The organism is Agromyces sp. Soil535 (genome assembly GCF_001428255.1).
Lineage (GTDB): Bacteria > Actinomycetota > Actinomycetes > Actinomycetales > Microbacteriaceae > Agromyces.
Genome location: NZ_LMRW01000027.1, coordinates 82890 through 98622 on the forward strand (window position 1 = coordinate 82890; position 15733 = coordinate 98622).

Sequence of the window (15733 nt, forward strand, 5' to 3'; positions counted from 1 at the left end):
TTCCCTTCGAGTCTCATGGGAAGCTCAGCAGGGCCGCATGACCGATCGGTAGGATGATTCGCATACGCCGCAAGTCGCCACAGCGCTAGGAGTCCGTGCCATGGAATGGCTCATCCCCGTCATCATCGTCGTCGCGCTCGTGGTGATCATCGGCATCTACCTCTGGGCGACCTACAACTCACTGGTGACGCTGAACGTGCGGGTCGATGAGGCCTGGAGCGACATCACGGTGCAACTGAAGCGCCGTGCCGACCTGATCCCCAACCTGATCGAGGCCGTGAAGGGCTATGCGGCACACGAGAAGGCGGTCTTCGAGAACGTCACCAGGGCACGCGCCGAGACGCTGCAGGCGCAGGGCCCGGTCGAGGCGGGCGCCGCCGAGAATCACATGCAGCAGGCCCTGAAGTCGATCTTCGCGGTCGCCGAGGCGTACCCGCAGCTGCAGGCCAGCCAGAACTTCCTGCAACTGCAGGCCGAGCTGGTCGACACGGAGGACAAGATCCAGGCATCCCGGCGCTTCTACAACGGCGGTGTGCGCGAGCTCAACACCAAGGTGAAGGTGTTCCCCAACACGCTGTTCGTGCGCGGCCTCGGCTTCCACGAGCGCGAGTTCTTCGAGGTCACCGAGCCTGCGGCGATCGCAGAGCCGCCGCGCGTGCAGTTCTAAGGGCCGGCGTTGTACCGCGCGATCGCCAAGAACAAACGCAACACCGTCTTCATCATCCTGTTCTTCCTCGCCATCATCGGCGGGCTGGGATGGCTCGCGGCGTGGGTGTACCAAGACCTCACGATCGTCATCGTGACCCTCGTGATCGCGACCGCCTACGCACTGTTCCAGTACTTCACGGCCGACCGGCAGGCGCTCGCCATGTCGGGCGCGATCGAGCTGCACAGCAAGGCCGACCACCCGCGGCTCTGGCGCACGGTGGAGAACCTCTCGATCACCACGGGCACGCCCATGCCGCGCGTGTTCGTCATCTCCGACCCCGCCCCCAACGCGTTCGCGACCGGCCGCGACCCCGAGCACGCGGTCGTCGCGGCCACGACGGGCCTCCTCGAGATCATGGACGACGCCGAACTCGAGGGCGTCATGGCGCACGAGCTCGGCCATGTGCGCAACTACGACATCCGGCTCTCGATGATCGTGTTCGGGCTCGTGGTCGCCGTCGGGTTCATCTCCGACATGCTCGTGCGCATGACGTTCTTCGGGCGTGGCAACAACCAGAACCCCGTCGTGCTGGTCTTCGGCCTCGTGGCCATGCTCATCGCCCCGCTCGTCGCGAGCCTCGTGCAGGTTGCGGTCTCGCGGCAGCGCGAGTACCTGGCGGATGCCACGGGCGCGATGACCACGCGGCATCCCGACGCCCTGGCGCGCGCCCTCGAGAAGCTCGAGGTGTACGGGCGCCCGATGCGGCGCCAGAACTCGTCGATGGCGCACCTCTGGATCGCCGATCCACTGAAGCCCGGCGCCATCGCCCGCCTGTTCGCCACGCACCCGCCGATCACCGAGCGCGTCAAGCGGCTCGAGCAGATGGGCGGCGCCTTCTAGGTTCTCGGCTTCATGGGCCGAGGCGTCAGGCTGCGGCGAGCTCTGCGCGCAACGCCGGCGCGAGATCGCCGCGCTCGACGACCTCGACGTCGTCGAGGCCCTGCCACGCGGCCGCTTGCCACAGCACCGGCAGCAGTCGCGCGGCCGTCTCAGCCGGCGCGCCGTGCTCGGACCAGGCCGACTGCACGCGCAGCACCTTCGCCCTTCGATCGCTCTTCAGGTCGACCCGCCCGACCACGTCGTCGTCGATGAGCACGGGCAGCGAGTAGTAGCCGAACTTGCGGTCGGGTTCGGGCGTGTAGATCTCGATGCGGTAGTGGAAGTCGAAGAGCCGCTCGGTGCGCGGCCGGAACCACACCACCGGATCGAACGGCGAGAGCATGGCAGCGGCCTCGAGCCGCCTCGGCCTGCGGGCGTCGCGGTGCAGCCACGTCGGCGTGGGGCGGCCGCCGGTCGTCCACCCGGGGACCTCCACCGGGAGCAGCTCGCCCGCATCCTCCAGGTCGCGGATCGCGGCGCGCACCGGCGCCCGCTTCATGCGCCAGTAATCGGCGAGGTCGGCTTCGGTGCCGATGCCGAGGGCGGATGCCGCCCGGCCGACGAGCTGGCGCACCGCATCCGCCTCGGCGGGCGGCTCGCCCAACAGCTCGGGCGGGAGCGCCTGCTCGGGCAGGGCGTAGACCCGCTCGAACCGCCGTCGCTCGACGCAGACGACCTCGCCGACGCGGAACATCCACTCGAGTGTGCGCTTGACATCGGACCAACCCCACCACGGACCGCGACGCTCGTTGGCGTCGTGCTCGATGTCGCTGGCCGCCATGGGCCCGTTGGCCGAGAGCTCCCCCCGCAACCAGTCGGCGAGCGTGCGGTTCTCGACCAGCCAGCCGCCCCACTCGCTGCCGCTGCGGCGGTACTCCTCGCGCCGGAACTCGAACAGCGGCCACAGCTCTCGCGGGATGAACGCCGCCTGGTGCGCCCAGTACTCGAGCATGCGACCTCGGCGCCCCGTGGTGACGCGATCGAGGAGCGCGCGGTCGTAACCGCCCACGCGGCTGAACGCCGGCAGGTAGTGGCTGCGCTCGAACACGTTGACGGAGTCGATCTGCAGGAGTCCGAGCCGTTCGACGACTCCCGCCACCTGCCGCAGCCCGGGCGGTCGGGGCACGGCGCGGCCGAAGCCCTGCGCGGCCAGCGCGATGCGTCGGGCGAGGGCGGGGCTGACGGAGTCGACCATGGTGCTCCGACCCTATCGGGGGCCGCCGACAGTGGCCGGTCCATGCCGTGCCGCGTATGCGGCGCGCCTAGACTGGAGCGATGACGGGGTCGAACGGGCAGGCTCGGGGCAGGTCAGTCGGGCGGCGTCGGCCTGCCGAGCGCGAGACCCCGCCACCCGCGCCTCGGCCCGACGCCACCGAGTCGGTGCCGTTCGGCATGCGCATCGCGGCGGCATGGTCGTGGAGGCTGCTGCTCGTCGGCGGCGTGCTCGCCGTCGTGATCTTCCTCATCATCCAGTTGCGCCTGATCGTCATCCCGCTGCTCGTGGCGGTGCTGCTCGGCGCCCTCCTCGTGCCGTTCTCGCAGTTCCTGCAGCGTCACCGTTGGCCGAAGTGGCTGGCAGTCACGGTCGCGATGCTCTCCGCCCTCACCGTGGTGGGCGGCCTGCTCACGCTCGGCATCTCGCAGATCGTTCGCGGCTCCGACGAGCTCGCCGCGCAGTCGCTCGTGGCGTGGGAGGACTTCCGCGAGTGGCTCCTCGAGGGTCCCCTCCACATCACCGAGACGCAGCTCAACGAGTTCGTGGCGCAGGCCATCGCCTCGGTGCAGCAGGACAGCGGCTTCCTGGTGAGCGGCGCGCTGTCCGTCGGAACCACGCTCGGACACTTCCTCGCCGGCATGCTCCTCGCGCTGTTCGCGACGCTGTTCGTCCTCATCGACGGCCACGGCATCTGGCGCTGGATCGTGGGCATCTTCCCCCGGCGGGCGCGGGCGGCCGTCGACGGCGCAGGTGAGGCGGGCTGGGCGACCCTGCAGAACTTCGTGAAGGTGCAGATCCTCGTCGCCACGATCGACGCGATCGGCATCGGCCTCGGCGCGTTCCTCCTCGGGGTCCCGCTCGCCGTGCCCATCGCGATCCTCGTGTTCCTCGGCTCGTTCATCCCCATCGTCGGTGCGGTGGTCACGGGCGCCCTCGCGGTGTTCGTCGCGCTCGTCTACAACGGGCCCGTCATCGCGCTCATCATGCTCGGCATCGTGCTGCTCGTGCAGCAGGTCGAGGGCCACGTGCTGCAGCCGCTGATCATGGGCACGGCCGTGAAGGTGCATCCACTCGGCGTCGTGATCGCCGTCGCCACGGGCTCGCTCCTCGCGGGCATCCCGGGCGCGCTCTTCGCGGTGCCGGTCGCGGCCGTGCTCAACGTCATGATCATCTACATCTCGGGCGGGTCGTGGAAGGGCGAAGCCGGCCCACCGCCGACCGAGGCGCGGTCGCCGCTGTGGCGCACCGTCCCACAGCGACCCGGTTACCAACGAGGAGAATGAACGCGTGATCACGACCATCCCAGGGCCCGGCCTCGCCGAGTTCGAGCACGCACGCGAGATCGTGTCGCGCGTCGCCCGCCGCACGCCCATGGAGTCGTCGCGGTTCCTCGCCGACCGCCTCGGCGTTCCGGTGTACCTGAAATGCGAGAACCTGCAGCGCACGGGTTCCTACAAGCTCCGCGGCGCCTACCACCTCATCTCCGCGCTGAGCGACGCCGAGCGCGAGCGGGGGGTCGTCGCGGCCTCCGCCGGCAACCACGCGCAGGGCGTCGCGTACGCGGCGCGTGAGCTCGGCATCCGCGCCACCATCTTCATGCCCGTGGGCGTCGCCCTGCCGAAGCTCGACGCGACCCGCGGCTACGGCGCCGACGTCGTGCTGCGAGGCGACTCGATCGGAGAGACGATCGAGGCGGCCGCGGCGTTCGCCGCAGAGACCGGCGCGGTCATCATCCCGCCGTTCGACCACCCCGACGTGATCGCCGGCCAGGGCACGCTCGGGCTCGAGATCCTCGAGCAGGCGCCGGACGCCACGACCATCGTCGTGCCCATCGGCGGCGGCGGCCTCGCCGCGGGCATCGCGAGCGCGGCGAAGCAGCAGGCTGCGCGCGAGGGCCGGCCCCTGCGCGTCATCGGCGTGCAGGCCCAGAACGCGGCGCCCTATGTGGCGTCGCTCGCGGCGGGGGAGCCGCGGCAGGTGCCCGTCGTGCCGACGATCGCCGACGGCATCGCCGTCTACCGTCCCGGGGAGCTCAACTTCGCCATCATCCGCGACACGGTCGACGAGGTCGTGATCGTGTCCGAGGACGACATCGCCCGAGCCCTGCTGGTGCTCCTCGAGCGCGCGAAGCTCGTGGTCGAGCCGGCCGGCGCCGTGGCGGTCGCGGCGATCATGACGGGGGCGGTGCGCTCCGACGGTCCCGTCGTCGCCGTGCTCTCGGGCGGCAACATCGACCCCATGCTCATGCAGCGGGTCGTGGCGCACGGGCTCGCGGCATCCGATCGCTACCTCACGATCAGCGTGGGGCTGCCCGACCGCCCGGGCCAGCTCGCACGGGTCGCCGGGCTCCTCGCCGAGGCGAACGCGAACGTCATCGAGGTGCTGCACACGCGGCACGGATCGGGCCTGCAGATCTCCGAGGTCGAGCTCCGGCTGTCGGTCGAGACCCGCGGGCCCGAGCATCGCGAGTCGGTCGTCGAGGTGCTGCGCCGCGCGGGCTACGACCCCAGGGTCGAGGTCGACTAGCAGCATCCGACCGCATACGACGACGGCCCCCGCGCACTGCGCAGGAGCCGTCGGACGATCGGATGCGGGCTACTGGCCGTCCCAGGTCTCGACGCCGGTGACCTTCACCGAGATCTCGCGGCCGTTCGGGGTCGTGTAGCTCGTGGAGTCGCCGACCTTCAGGCCGATGATCGCCGCGCCGAGCGGCGACCGCTCGCTGAACACGTCGAGCTCGGAGTCGCCCGCGATCTCGCGGCTGCCGATGAGGAAGGTCTCCTCATCGCCCGCGATCACCGCGGTGATCACGGTGCCGGGCTCGACGACGCCCGACGACATCGGCGCATCGCCGACCTGCGCGCTGCGGAGCAGCGCAGTGAGCTGGCGGATGCGGGCCTCCTGCTTGCCCTGCTCGTCCTTCGCGGCGTGGTATCCGCCGTTCTCCTTCAGGTCACCCTCTTCACGCGCGGACTCGATGCGCTTGGCGATCTCCTCGCGACCGCGCGTCGAAAGCACCTCGAGCTCGGCCGCGAGCCGGTCGAAGGCCTCCTGCGTGAGCCAGGTGACGGTGGCGTCCTGCGCCATGGTGCACTCCTGAAATAGCCTGACGCCCCGACGTCTGCCGGGGCGAATCCCCCATATTAGGTGAGCCAGCAGCTCGAAATCAAACCGGTGTTCGCCTCCCGCGCAACCCGTACGGTCTCGGTGAACGTGCGCAGGTACTGCTCGGATGCGGGGATCTCGACGACCCGCCAGCCGACGACCGTGAAGTCCTCGTCGAGGGCCTGCACGATGCATGCCGTCTCGTTGCCCGGGGGTACAGAGAGGGTCCAGCTGACCTCGACCGCGCGCTCTTCGTTCATGAGCCGGTGGCCGGTGTCGGTGGCCTCGACCGATGGCTTCTGGCCGTCGAGGCCCGCCCAGACGACCCACGCGACGAGCACGATCGCGAACGCGATCGCGGCGCCGATCACGAGCATCCGATCGCGCGTGCGACGGGTCCTCGTGCGACCGTAGCGCTCGGCGAGCTCGTCGGTCTGCTGCTCGGCCACCGCCCCGGCTCCTTCCCGCCTCGATCGTCTAGGCTTGGAATCCAGCCTAACCCGCCCGTGAAGGGAACCCGATGCTCGTCGTGCCCGCCTGCTCCACCATGGGAGCGTGCTCGTGATCGCTGCGGCGGTTCCGTTCCTCGTGCACGCTGCTGAGGAGGAGTTCGACCCCGACACCGTGACTCCGGGCGTGTGGGGATTCGTGCTGACGTTCCTCGTGATGGTGGTCGTCGTGCTCCTCGTGCTCGACATGGTGCGACGCATCCGCCGGGTGAACTACCGCGCAGAGGTGCGTGCGCAGCTCGAGGCCGAGCGGCTCGAGCATGAGGTGTTCGGCGACTCCGAGGCGCCGGATGCTCCGGGCTCGACGTCGGGACCGGATGCCGCGGCATCCGACGACGACGAGGACCTGCCGCCCGGCCGCTGACACGAGCAGGCGCGGTCAGCCCAGGTGGTAGACCGGGTTCATCGCGATGATGAGCGTCGCCGTCCAGTGGCACATGAACGCCAGCACCGTGCAGGTGTGGAAGATCTCATGGAACCCGAACGTGCCGGGCCAGGGATTCGGCTTCTTGAGCCCGTAGACGATCGCGCCGATCGTGTAGAGCACCCCGCCCACGATCACGAGCACCATCATCGCGACGCTCGCCGCGAGCAGGTCGCCGATGTACATGACCGCCGCCCAGCCGAGCAGGAGGTAGATCGGCACGTACAGCCAGCGCGGCGCGGAGATCCAGAACACCCGGAATCCGATGCCGAGGAGCGCACCACTCCACACGATGGCCAGCAGCACCCACCCCTTGTCGGGCGGCAGCGCGAGGATCGAGAGCGGCGTGTACGTGCCTGCGATGAGCAGGAAGATGTTGGCGTGATCGATGCGCTTCAGGATCACCTTCGTGCGCGGCTTCCAATCGAAGCGGTGATAGAGCGCGGAGTTGCCGAACAGCAGCATCGAGGTGAGCGTGAAGACCGCCGAGGCCCACTTCGCCGGGGCGCCGTCGGCGAGCACGATGAGCACGACGCCCGCCGCGATCGTGACGGGGAACGTCCCGGCGTGGATCCAGCCGCGCCACGTCGGCTTCACCTCGGCGGGGTACGCGAGCGAGTCGTCGAGCAACGGGATGTTGGGAAGATCGGACCCGTGGGCGTCGCGGTCGACCGCGACATCCGCCGCGTCGTCCGGGGCGACCGGGCGAGAGAGGTCGTCCGCAAGGGTTGCGGAATCGCGGCGGCGCTTGGGGGTCATGGTCACAGCGTAGGCGTTGACCTGTCACGCTTCCCTGTGAGTGCGCCGGGCGGTGGAGAGGTAGCGTAGTGCCGTGCAGACCAGCGATCAGCCCCTCGGTCGCGGCATCCTCTACCGCCTCTACCAGAATCGGCTGCGGCGCGAACTCGACCAGGCCGCGCTCCCTCGACATGTCGCGATGATCATCGACGGCAACCGCCGGTGGGCGAAGCAGCTCGGCTACGAGACCCCCGCGCACGGGCACCGCGCCGGGGCGGCGAAGATGCGCGAGTTCCTCGAGTGGTGCGACGACCTCGGCATCGCGGTGGTGACGCTCTACCTGCTGTCGAGCGACAACCTCGGCAACCGCCCGAGTGCGGAGCTCGCCGATCTCATCGAGATCATCGCCGAGCTCGCGGAGGAGCTCTCGCATTACCGCGACTGGCGCGTGCAGCACGTGGGCTCGGACGCCGGGCTGCCCAAGCCGCTCGTGGCCGCGCTCGACGCCGCCGAGCACCGCACGGCCGACAAGCGGGGCATGCACGTGAACCTCGCGGTCGGGTACGGCGGCCGCAAGGAGATCACCGATGCGATGCGCTCGATCGTGGCCTCGCACCACGCCGAGGGACGCAGCCTCGAGGACCTGGCCGAGCGGCTCACGCCCGATCTCATCGGGGAGCACCTGTACACCGGCGGCCAGCCAGATCCCGACCTCGTGATCCGCACCTCGGGCGAGCAGCGGCTCAGCGACTTCATGCTCTGGCAGGCGGCGCACAGCGAGTTCTACTTCGTCGAGGCGCTCGGCCCCGACCTCCGGAAGGTGGACTTCCTGCGCGCACTTCGCGACTACGAGAAGCGGCATCGTCGATTCGGCGGATGACCGCGCTCCATCCGCGCCCCCGGTTCTGCCATGATATGGCTCGGAGAAGGGGGCGTACGTGACCATCGACGCATTCATCGCGGGCTTCAGCGAGGAGCCCGGCTACCTCGACTACGGTCGGTTCGGCCCGCTCTCGACTCCCGTCGCCGAGGAGGGCTTCGCGCTCACGCAGGTGCTCCAACGTGCACGGCACGGCAGCGTCGACGTGTTCCTCGAGCAGGACGCGCGGGTGCGAGCCGCGGCATCCGCCCTCACCGGATTCCCGGCGGAGTCGATCGTGTTCCAGCCGAACACGTCGCAGGGCATCATGCACGCGATGTTCGGCCTCACCGGCAGCGTGCTGTTGTCGCCGGGCGAGTTCCCGAGCCTGCCGATCGCGGCGGTGCGCGCGCAGGAAGCGCTGCACTCGGTGCAGCCCGCATGGCTGGAGACCGACCACGGCAAGGTGACGCCCGGGCAGATCCGGGAGCAGCTCGAGGCGAACGTCGCTGCCGTGGCGGTGAGCCTCGTGGACGCCCGCACCGGCTACCTGTGCGACATCGAGGGGATCCGACAGGTCATCGGCGACCGGCTGCTCATCGTCGACGCCATCCAGGGGTTCGGCGTCGTCGACGCGCCGTGGGATGCGGCCGACGTCGTGCTCTCGGGCGGCCAGAAGTGGTGCCGCGCCGGATGGGGCACCGGCATCATGGCGCTGTCGGCGCGAGCGCTCGAGCGCCTCACGCCGGTGTTCTCCGGCTTCACGGGCACCGAGGAGCCCGAGCCGTGGGAGCACGTGCCGCCCCCCGCGCCAGACGCCCGCGCCTACCGGGTGTCGAACCCGGATCCGATCGCCGAGGCCCGGTTCGCGGCTGCGCTCGAGGACATCGCGCAGGCCGGTGTGCCCGCCATCAACGCCGCCGTCGCGGAGGGCGTGAGCCGGGTGATCGAGCTCGCCGACGAGTTCGCGATCGCAGTGGTGAGCTCGCGCGACGAGCAGGAGCGCGCGGGGATCGTCGTGCTCGAGCCGCCGGCCGGGCAGGTCACGTACCTCACCGCATCGCTGCACAACCACGGCGTCACCGCGACCACGCGCCAGGGGCGGGTGCGGCTCAGCGTGCACGCCGCGACGAGCGAGGAGACGCTCGACATGCTGCGCGGGGCGTTCGTGTCGTACGGCACGGCCGCGTCGTACTGACGGTCTTCGCGGTATCAGGTCTCCGGGCGAGGCGCGCTCGCGGCATCCGCTCGATTGTGAACAACGGATGACGATTTGCGTGTCGCTGGCACGGAATCGGCCGCGCAGTCGTAGCGTCAGAGGCATCGGGCATGGTGCCTGGTCGAGTCGGCTCGTGAAGCGCTCGTGGGAGGATTCGCCGGCCGGCGCGAGAGCCGAGCGGAACGCTCGGGGCGGGAGCGGTTGTGGCCTCACTCGAAACCTCCAAGTCCATCGGTCGACTCTCCGGGCGCGCGAAGGCGCGTCCTGATCTTTCTGCACCCACGGGTGCCGCGCAGTCCGAGCGGACGTACGTGCTCGACACCTCGGTACTCCTGTCCGATCCCCGGGCGCTCTTCCGCTTCGCCGAGCACGCGGTGGTCCTTCCCGTCGTCGTCATCACGGAGCTCGAGGCGAAGCGCAACGACCCCGAGATCGGGTACTTCGCGCGCCAGTCGCTCCGGATCCTCGACCAGCTGCGCGTCGAGCACGAGCGGCTCGACTTCCCGATTCCCGTCGGAGACGGGGGGTCGCTGCGCGTGGAGCTCAACCACTCCAGCCCCTCGGTGCTGCCGAGCGGGCTGCAGCTCGGCGACAACGACTCGCGCATCCTCGCGTGCGCCGCGAACCTCGCGAACGACGGGGTCGCGGTCACCGTGGTCTCGAAAGACCTGCCGCTGCGCGTGAAGGCCGCGTCGATCGGCCTCGACGCCCAGGAGTACCGCGCCGAGCTCGCCCCCGACTCCGGGTGGACGGGCATGTCGGAGCTGTCACTGGGCTCGAACGACATGGCGAAGCTCTACGAGCACGAGCACATGACCACTGCCGAAGTGCAGGATATGCCCGTCAACACGGGGCTCGTGATCCACTCCGATCGCGGCTCGGCGCTCGGCCGGGTCGTCGGCGAGCGCGAGGTGAAGCTCGTGCGCGGCGATCGTGAGGTGTTCGGCGTGCACGGTCGGTCGGCGGAGCAGCGGCTCGCGATCGACCTGCTGCTCGACCCCGACGTCGGCATCCTCTCGCTCGGCGGCCGCGCCGGCACCGGAAAGTCGGCCCTCGCGCTCTGCGCGGGTCTCGAGATGGTGCTCGAACGCCAGCAGCACAAGAAGATCATGGTGTTCCGCCCGCTCTACGCGGTCGGCGGCCAGGAGCTCGGCTACCTGCCCGGCGACCAGGGCGAGAAGATGAACCCCTGGGGCCAGGCGGTGTTCGACACGCTCGGCTCGGTGGTCTCCGACAACGTGCTCGAGGAGGTCGTCGACCGCGGCATCCTCGAGGTGCTCCCGCTCACGCACATCCGCGGCCGCTCGCTGCACGACGCCTTCGTGATCGTCGACGAGGCCCAGTCGCTCGAGCGCAACGTGCTGCTCACTGTGCTCAGCCGCATCGGCCAGAACTCGCGGGTGGTCCTGACCCACGACGTCGCGCAGCGCGACAACCTGCGGGTCGGCCGCCACGACGGCGTCGCCAGCGTGATCGAGACGCTGAAGGGGCATCCGCTGTTCGCCCACATCACGCTCACCCGCTCGGAGCGCTCGGCGATCGCGGCACTCGTGTCGGAGATGCTCGACGGAGCCGAATTGACGTAGCGGATGCCTCGTGGGGCGCGTGTCCCGGGTATTCGGTCCCCGCGTCGCCCGGGCGTCGCCCGAGCCGGCCTGACGCGGCATCCGACAGGCGCACGCCGTTCTGCGGGAGGCGGCCCGGCCCGTCTGCGTTGGCAGGCGGTATTCGACCCCCTCGTCTCGGTCGTTCTCGGGCCCGCGCCGGAGGAGTCGTGGATCACGGCGGTTGCTCGTGTCGGAGCGGCTCGACGTGGCAGAACCTGCTCAAGGGCGGGCCCCGACAGGGTCAACCGATGGAGGGCACGAGCGCGGTGACGAAGGCGGTGGCGAACGGTGCCAGCAGACTCAGAGCGGTGATCGGGCTGCGCAGGAGGCGGGCATCGAGGCCGAGGCGTTTGACGAGGCGACCTTCCGCCGCCACCTGCGACTCACTCGGCACTCCCGACCGCGAGGTAGTGAGCGCTCGCCGAACGAGGGCGGTGGCCTGAACACGCCATTCGAGAACAAGAGGCACGATGATCGCGGCCGCGACCAGGGCGAAGAACACGCCATAGCCGAGCACGTAGTACGGAGGAAACGCTTCCGGTTCCAATCCCGCGTCGAGCCGTGCCATCCGTAGTGCGCCCGTATTGAGCACGAGCGTCGACAGAAGGAGACCCAGGGCTAAAGACGAGTCCTCTATGCAGCGCCAAATGGCATCCATGACGTCAATCGCCGAGCCGAGATCGGGCGAGTCGATCTCCTCCGATGCACCATCATCATCTAGTGCACGAGGCGGCGCTATCGACGCGATCTTTCCGCCCATCGCCCAGATCTCCTCGTGCGTAGCCCAAACGAGCATGATCCACGGAGCGGCGGCCACCCATCCGAGTGCCATCAGCACACCTATGACCGCTACGAACATGCTGTTGGTGGGAGGTGGGGCGAGCTCTCGTGTGATGAGTGTCAAGAGTGCAGAGGCCGCCACCGCGAGCGCTGTATACGTGAGGATCGAGCGGTACCACCATCTCCGAGGTCGCCGCCACTCGTCGGGCAGTCGCGAGCGTGTGCCGACGCCCGCGATGAACGTCAGCATCCAGATTACGAGGGATATCGCTGCAACTGCGGCCCACAGCGGGTAGCCTCGCTTCATCCCAACGTCGCCACCCAACCAGCGACCGATCGCAAGCAATACCGAGAAGGCGACAAGGGCTGCGACGGTCACTGCCAGGGCCGTCGCCCCTGGATTCGTTCGCCGCCGAGTGTCGTCGATCACCTTGCTCATCAGGCACCCCCAATGCCCAGTTGATCTCTGACCTCGTGACCGCCCGAGCAATAGATACTCGGCGGACGAGGAGGCTGCACGCAGGGTAGCACGAGCGTTCGAGCAGCACGATGTCCACCTCGCCGACCGACATCGTGCGAGCGCGAAAGGGCGAACGCCCACCGGAAGCCGGCAAGCGTTCGTGAATCACGACCTCTGTCATGGCACTGTCGGCGCGGGCGCTCGAGCGCCTCACGCCGGTGTTCTCGGGCTTCACCAGCACCGAGGAACCCGAGCCGTGGGATGAAGACCGCCCCCGCGCTCACCCACATCCGCGGGCGGTCGCTGCACGACGCGTTCGTGATCGTCGGCGAGGCCCAGTCCCTCGAGCGCAACGTGCTGCTCACTGTGCTCAGCCGCATCGGCCAGAACTCACGCGGTTCCTGTCCTCGCTGATTCGTCCCGGGGGGCACGGCATGTCACGCTGGACCCGTGAATTCAGTGCGGGCGGTGCTCTTCGACGTCGACGGCACCCTCGTCGACGCGATCGCGGGCCAGCGACGGATCTGGGCGCGATGGGCGACCGAATTCGGGCTCGACCCGGCGATCGTGTACGACGTCGCCCTGCGCGCACGCCCGATCGACACCGCGGTGGAGGTGCTGCCGGGTCGCGACCCGGTGGCGGCAGCCGTCCGCTTCGACGAGCTCGAAGACGAGGACGCCGCATACGGCCCCGTGCACGCCGTCGAGGGTGCGGCCGCCCTGCTCGCCGCGCTCGCCGACCACCGGTGGGGGCTCGTCACCTCGAACGCCGAGCGTCGCGTCGTCCGCCGATTCGAACGGCTCGGCCTCCCCCTTCCGGGCGTGATCGTCGACAACCGGGCGACGCGACTCGGCAAGCCGGCTCCCGACCCCTTCCTGCACGGTGCAGGGCGCCTGGGCGTGCCGGCCGAAGGCTGCCTCGTCATCGAGGACTCGCCCTCGGGTGTGGCCGCCGGTATCGCCGCGGGGATGACGGTCTGGAGCGTGAATCGCGAGGAACCCGTGCCCGGCTCCGATCGGCACTATCGTGCGCTGGCCGATGCGGCGGCCGACATCCTGGCCTTCGTCGCGGGCTGACCAGGCGGCGTCAGGCCTGCGGCGGTCGCGTCATCGACAGCAGGTCGAGCGCCTTGTCGAGCTGTTCCTCGGTGAGTTCGCCGCGCTCGATGTAGCCGAGGTCGATCACGGCCTCGCGCACCGTGATGCCCTTGGCGACCGAGTGCTTCGCGATCTTCGCGGCGGCCTCGTAGCCGATGAGCTTGTTGAGCGGGGTCACGATGGACGGCGACATTCCGGCAAGGGCGGTCGTGCGTTCGACGTTCGCCTCGAGCCCGTCGATGGTCTTGTCGGCGAGAGCCCTGACCGAGTTCGAGAGCAGGCGGATGGACTCGAGCACCGCCGTGCCCATCACGGGGATCTGCACGTTGAGCTCGAAGGCTCCGGATGCCCCGCCCCACGCCACCGTGGCGTCGTTGCCGATGACCCGGGCCGCCACCATGAGCACGGCCTCGGGGATGACGGGGTTCACCTTGCCCGGCATGATCGAGGAGCCCGGCTGCAGGTCGGGGATCCGCAACTCGCCGAGGCCGGTGTTGGGGCCCGAGCCCATCCAGCGGATGTCGTTGGCGATCTTCGTAAGGCTCACGGCGATGGTGCGCAGGGCCCCGGATGCGTCGACGAGGCCGTCGCGGTTGGCCTGCGCCTCGAAGTGGTCGACCGCCTCGGTGATCGGCAGCTCCGTCTCCCGCTGGAGGAGCTCGATGACCAGCTGCGGGAAGCCGGCGGGCGTGTTGATGCCCGTGCCGACCGCCGTGCCGCCGAGCGGAATCTCGGCGACGCGGGGGAGTGCCGTGCGGACCCGCTCGATGCCGAGGCGCACCTGACGGGCGTAGCCGCCGAACTCCTGGCCGAGGGTCACGGGCGTGGCGTCCATGAGGTGCGTGCGGCCGGCCTTCACCACGTCGGCCCACAGCACGGCCTTCTTCTCGAGCGCGACCGCGAGGTGGTCGAGCGCGGGGATCAGGTCGTCGATGAGCGCGGCCGTGACGGCGATGTGCACCGAGGTGGGGAACACGTCGTTCGAGGACTGCGAGGCGTTCACGTGGTCGTTCGGGTGCACCGGCGAGCCGAGCTTCTCGGTCGCGAGGGTGGCGAGCACCTCGTTCATGTTCATGTTCGACGACGTCCCCGAGCCGGTCTGGTAGACGTCGACCGGGAAGTGGGCGACCGCGTCGTGCTTGCCGGCGATGACCTCGTCGGCGGCCTCCTCGATGGCCTTCGCGATGGCCGGGTCGAGCACGCCGAGGCGGGCGTTCGCCTGCGCTGCGGCCTTCTTGATGCGGGCGAGCGCCTGCAGCTGCTGCAGCTCGAGGCCCGAGCCCGAGATCGGGAAGTTGTCGACGGCGCGCTGGGTCTGCGCCCGGTAGAGCGCCGATGCGGGGACCCGCACCTCGCCCATCGTGTCGTTCTCGATCCGGTAGTCGGCGGCGTTGTCCACCACGGTGTGTTCCCCTTCGGTTGCGTGCCGGGCCCTCACGGCGAGTACCGCGATCGCGGCGGTCAGATGCGTCCGACGACGATGTCGGTCTCGGCGCGTCCCTCGACCAGGCGGTAGTTCGCGCCGACGATAGCCAGCGTACCCGCTGCGATCGCGTCGCTGATCATCTCGGAGCTCTCGAGCAGCTCGGCGACGGTGTCGCGCAGGTGCTCACGGCCCACGAAGCCGGCGTCGACGTCGTCGGGCGTGACCGGGGCGTCGGGCTCGGCGCCGGCGACGCGGCGCACGGCGGGGACGATGCGGTCGACGACCGCCGCGATGTGCGGGGGCAGCGGGGCGGCGTCCGCCGCCTGCGAGTCGATCGCCGCGCGCACGGCCCCGCACTCGTCGTGCCCGAGCACGAGGATGAGCGGCACCCCGAGCACGCCGACCGCGTACTCGAGGGACCCCAGCACCGAGTCGGAGATCACCTGGCCGGCGTTGCGCACGACGAACGCGTCGCCGAGGCCCACGTCGAAGATGATCTCGGCCGAGAGGCGCGAGTCGCTGCATCCGAAGATCGCGACCCGGGGTCGCTGCGTGTACGCGAGCGACGTGCGGTGGTCGACGTCCTGGCGCGGATGCTGCGGCTCGCCCGACACGAACCGCTCGTTGCCGCGGCGCAGCTCGCGCCACGTGGCAGCCGGAGTCTCATGGCGTTCGTTCGGCTGCTCGCTCACGGGCGGCTCCTC

The 15733-nt window shown here is 69.8% G+C and carries 16 protein-coding genes and 1 pseudogene; 10 read left to right on the forward strand and 7 right to left on the reverse strand.

What is annotated here, in order from left to right:
* Positions 1-100: 100 nt before the first annotated feature.
* Positions 101-667, forward strand: coding sequence for a LemA family protein (locus ASG80_RS20065; RefSeq protein ID WP_056734061.1), 567 nt, complete (start codon positions 101-103; stop codon positions 665-667).
* A 9-nt stretch (positions 668-676) separates the two neighbouring features.
* Positions 677-1549: a M48 family metalloprotease gene (locus ASG80_RS20070; RefSeq protein WP_056734063.1), complete on the forward strand. Its 873-nt coding sequence runs from the start codon at positions 677-679 to the stop codon at positions 1547-1549.
* Between the two features lie 25 nt (positions 1550-1574).
* Here ASG80_RS20070 and ASG80_RS20075 read toward each other — a convergent pair whose 3' ends face one another.
* A complete protein-coding gene (locus tag ASG80_RS20075) occupies positions 1575-2783 on the reverse strand; it encodes a winged helix-turn-helix domain-containing protein (protein ID WP_056734064.1) in 1209 nt (402 codons plus the stop codon).
* Positions 2784-2863: 80 nt separating this feature from the next.
* Here ASG80_RS20075 and ASG80_RS20080 point away from each other — a divergent pair, with 80 nt between their 5' ends.
* The gene (locus ASG80_RS20080; protein ID WP_056734066.1) at positions 2864-4087 is read left to right on the forward strand and encodes an AI-2E family transporter; all 1224 of its coding nucleotides are present in this window, start codon (positions 2864-2866) and stop codon (positions 4085-4087) included.
* Between the two features lie 4 nt (positions 4088-4091).
* Positions 4092-5330, forward strand: coding sequence for a threonine ammonia-lyase (gene ilvA / locus ASG80_RS20085; RefSeq protein WP_056734067.1), 1239 nt, complete (start codon positions 4092-4094; stop codon positions 5328-5330).
* A gap of 69 nt (positions 5331-5399) precedes the next feature.
* On the opposite strand, the gene greA is transcribed toward ilvA, so the two are convergent.
* Together greA and ASG80_RS23965 are read right to left on the reverse strand one after the other, a co-directional pair.
* Positions 5400-5891, reverse strand: coding sequence for a transcription elongation factor GreA (gene greA / locus ASG80_RS20090; protein WP_056734069.1), 492 nt, complete (start codon positions 5889-5891; stop codon positions 5400-5402).
* Between the two features lie 56 nt (positions 5892-5947).
* Positions 5948-6358: a DUF4307 domain-containing protein gene (locus ASG80_RS23965; protein WP_056734071.1), complete on the reverse strand. Its 411-nt coding sequence runs from the start codon at positions 6356-6358 to the stop codon at positions 5948-5950.
* Between the two features lie 106 nt (positions 6359-6464).
* Between ASG80_RS23965 and ASG80_RS23970 the strand changes: the two genes are divergently transcribed.
* Positions 6465-6782, forward strand: coding sequence for a hypothetical protein (locus tag ASG80_RS23970; protein WP_056734073.1), 318 nt, complete (start codon positions 6465-6467; stop codon positions 6780-6782).
* 15 nt (positions 6783-6797) lie between these two features.
* Here the strand turns inward: ASG80_RS23970 and ASG80_RS20105 are convergent, their stop codons facing one another.
* The gene (locus ASG80_RS20105) at positions 6798-7601 is read right to left on the reverse strand and encodes a hemolysin III family protein (protein WP_082590772.1); all 804 of its coding nucleotides are present in this window, start codon (positions 7599-7601) and stop codon (positions 6798-6800) included.
* Positions 7602-7674: 73 nt separating this feature from the next.
* Between ASG80_RS20105 and ASG80_RS20110 the strand changes: the two genes are divergently transcribed.
* From ASG80_RS20110 to ASG80_RS20120, 3 genes are all read left to right on the forward strand, one after another.
* On the forward strand, positions 7675-8460 hold the full coding sequence (locus ASG80_RS20110) for an isoprenyl transferase (protein WP_056734075.1): 786 nt from the start codon (positions 7675-7677) through the stop codon (positions 8458-8460).
* Between the two features lie 58 nt (positions 8461-8518).
* Positions 8519-9637 carry an aminotransferase class V-fold PLP-dependent enzyme gene (locus ASG80_RS20115; RefSeq protein ID WP_056734077.1) on the forward strand — a complete coding sequence of 373 codons (1119 nt, stop codon included), beginning with the start codon at positions 8519-8521 and terminating at the stop codon, positions 9635-9637.
* A 251-nt stretch (positions 9638-9888) separates the two neighbouring features.
* The gene (locus ASG80_RS20120) at positions 9889-11244 is read left to right on the forward strand and encodes a PhoH family protein (RefSeq protein WP_082590803.1); all 1356 of its coding nucleotides are present in this window, start codon (positions 9889-9891) and stop codon (positions 11242-11244) included.
* Positions 11245-11506: 262 nt separating this feature from the next.
* Here the strand turns inward: ASG80_RS20120 and ASG80_RS20125 are convergent, their stop codons facing one another.
* Positions 11507-12484 carry a hypothetical protein gene (locus ASG80_RS20125; protein WP_156401983.1) on the reverse strand — a complete coding sequence of 326 codons (978 nt, stop codon included), beginning with the start codon at positions 12482-12484 and terminating at the stop codon, positions 11507-11509.
* A gap of 297 nt (positions 12485-12781) precedes the next feature.
* On the opposite strand from ASG80_RS20125, the pseudogene ASG80_RS23190 reads away from it, so the two are divergent.
* Positions 12782-12901: pseudogene (locus ASG80_RS23190) on the forward strand (PhoH family protein); the annotation flags it as partial.
* A 54-nt stretch (positions 12902-12955) separates the two neighbouring features.
* Positions 12956-13582 (forward strand): HAD family phosphatase, encoded by a 627-nt coding sequence (locus ASG80_RS20130; protein WP_056734082.1) that lies wholly within the window; start codon positions 12956-12958, stop codon positions 13580-13582.
* 10 nt (positions 13583-13592) lie between these two features.
* Here the strand turns inward: ASG80_RS20130 and ASG80_RS20135 are convergent, their stop codons facing one another.
* Both ASG80_RS20135 and ASG80_RS20140 read right to left on the reverse strand, forming a co-directional pair.
* Positions 13593-15005, reverse strand: coding sequence for an aspartate ammonia-lyase (locus tag ASG80_RS20135; protein ID WP_082590774.1), 1413 nt, complete (start codon positions 15003-15005; stop codon positions 13593-13595).
* A gap of 59 nt (positions 15006-15064) precedes the next feature.
* Complete coding sequence (locus ASG80_RS20140; RefSeq protein ID WP_056734084.1) at positions 15065-15721, reverse strand: carbonic anhydrase; 657 nt, start codon at positions 15719-15721, stop codon at positions 15065-15067.
* Positions 15722-15733: the final 12 nt, after the last annotated feature.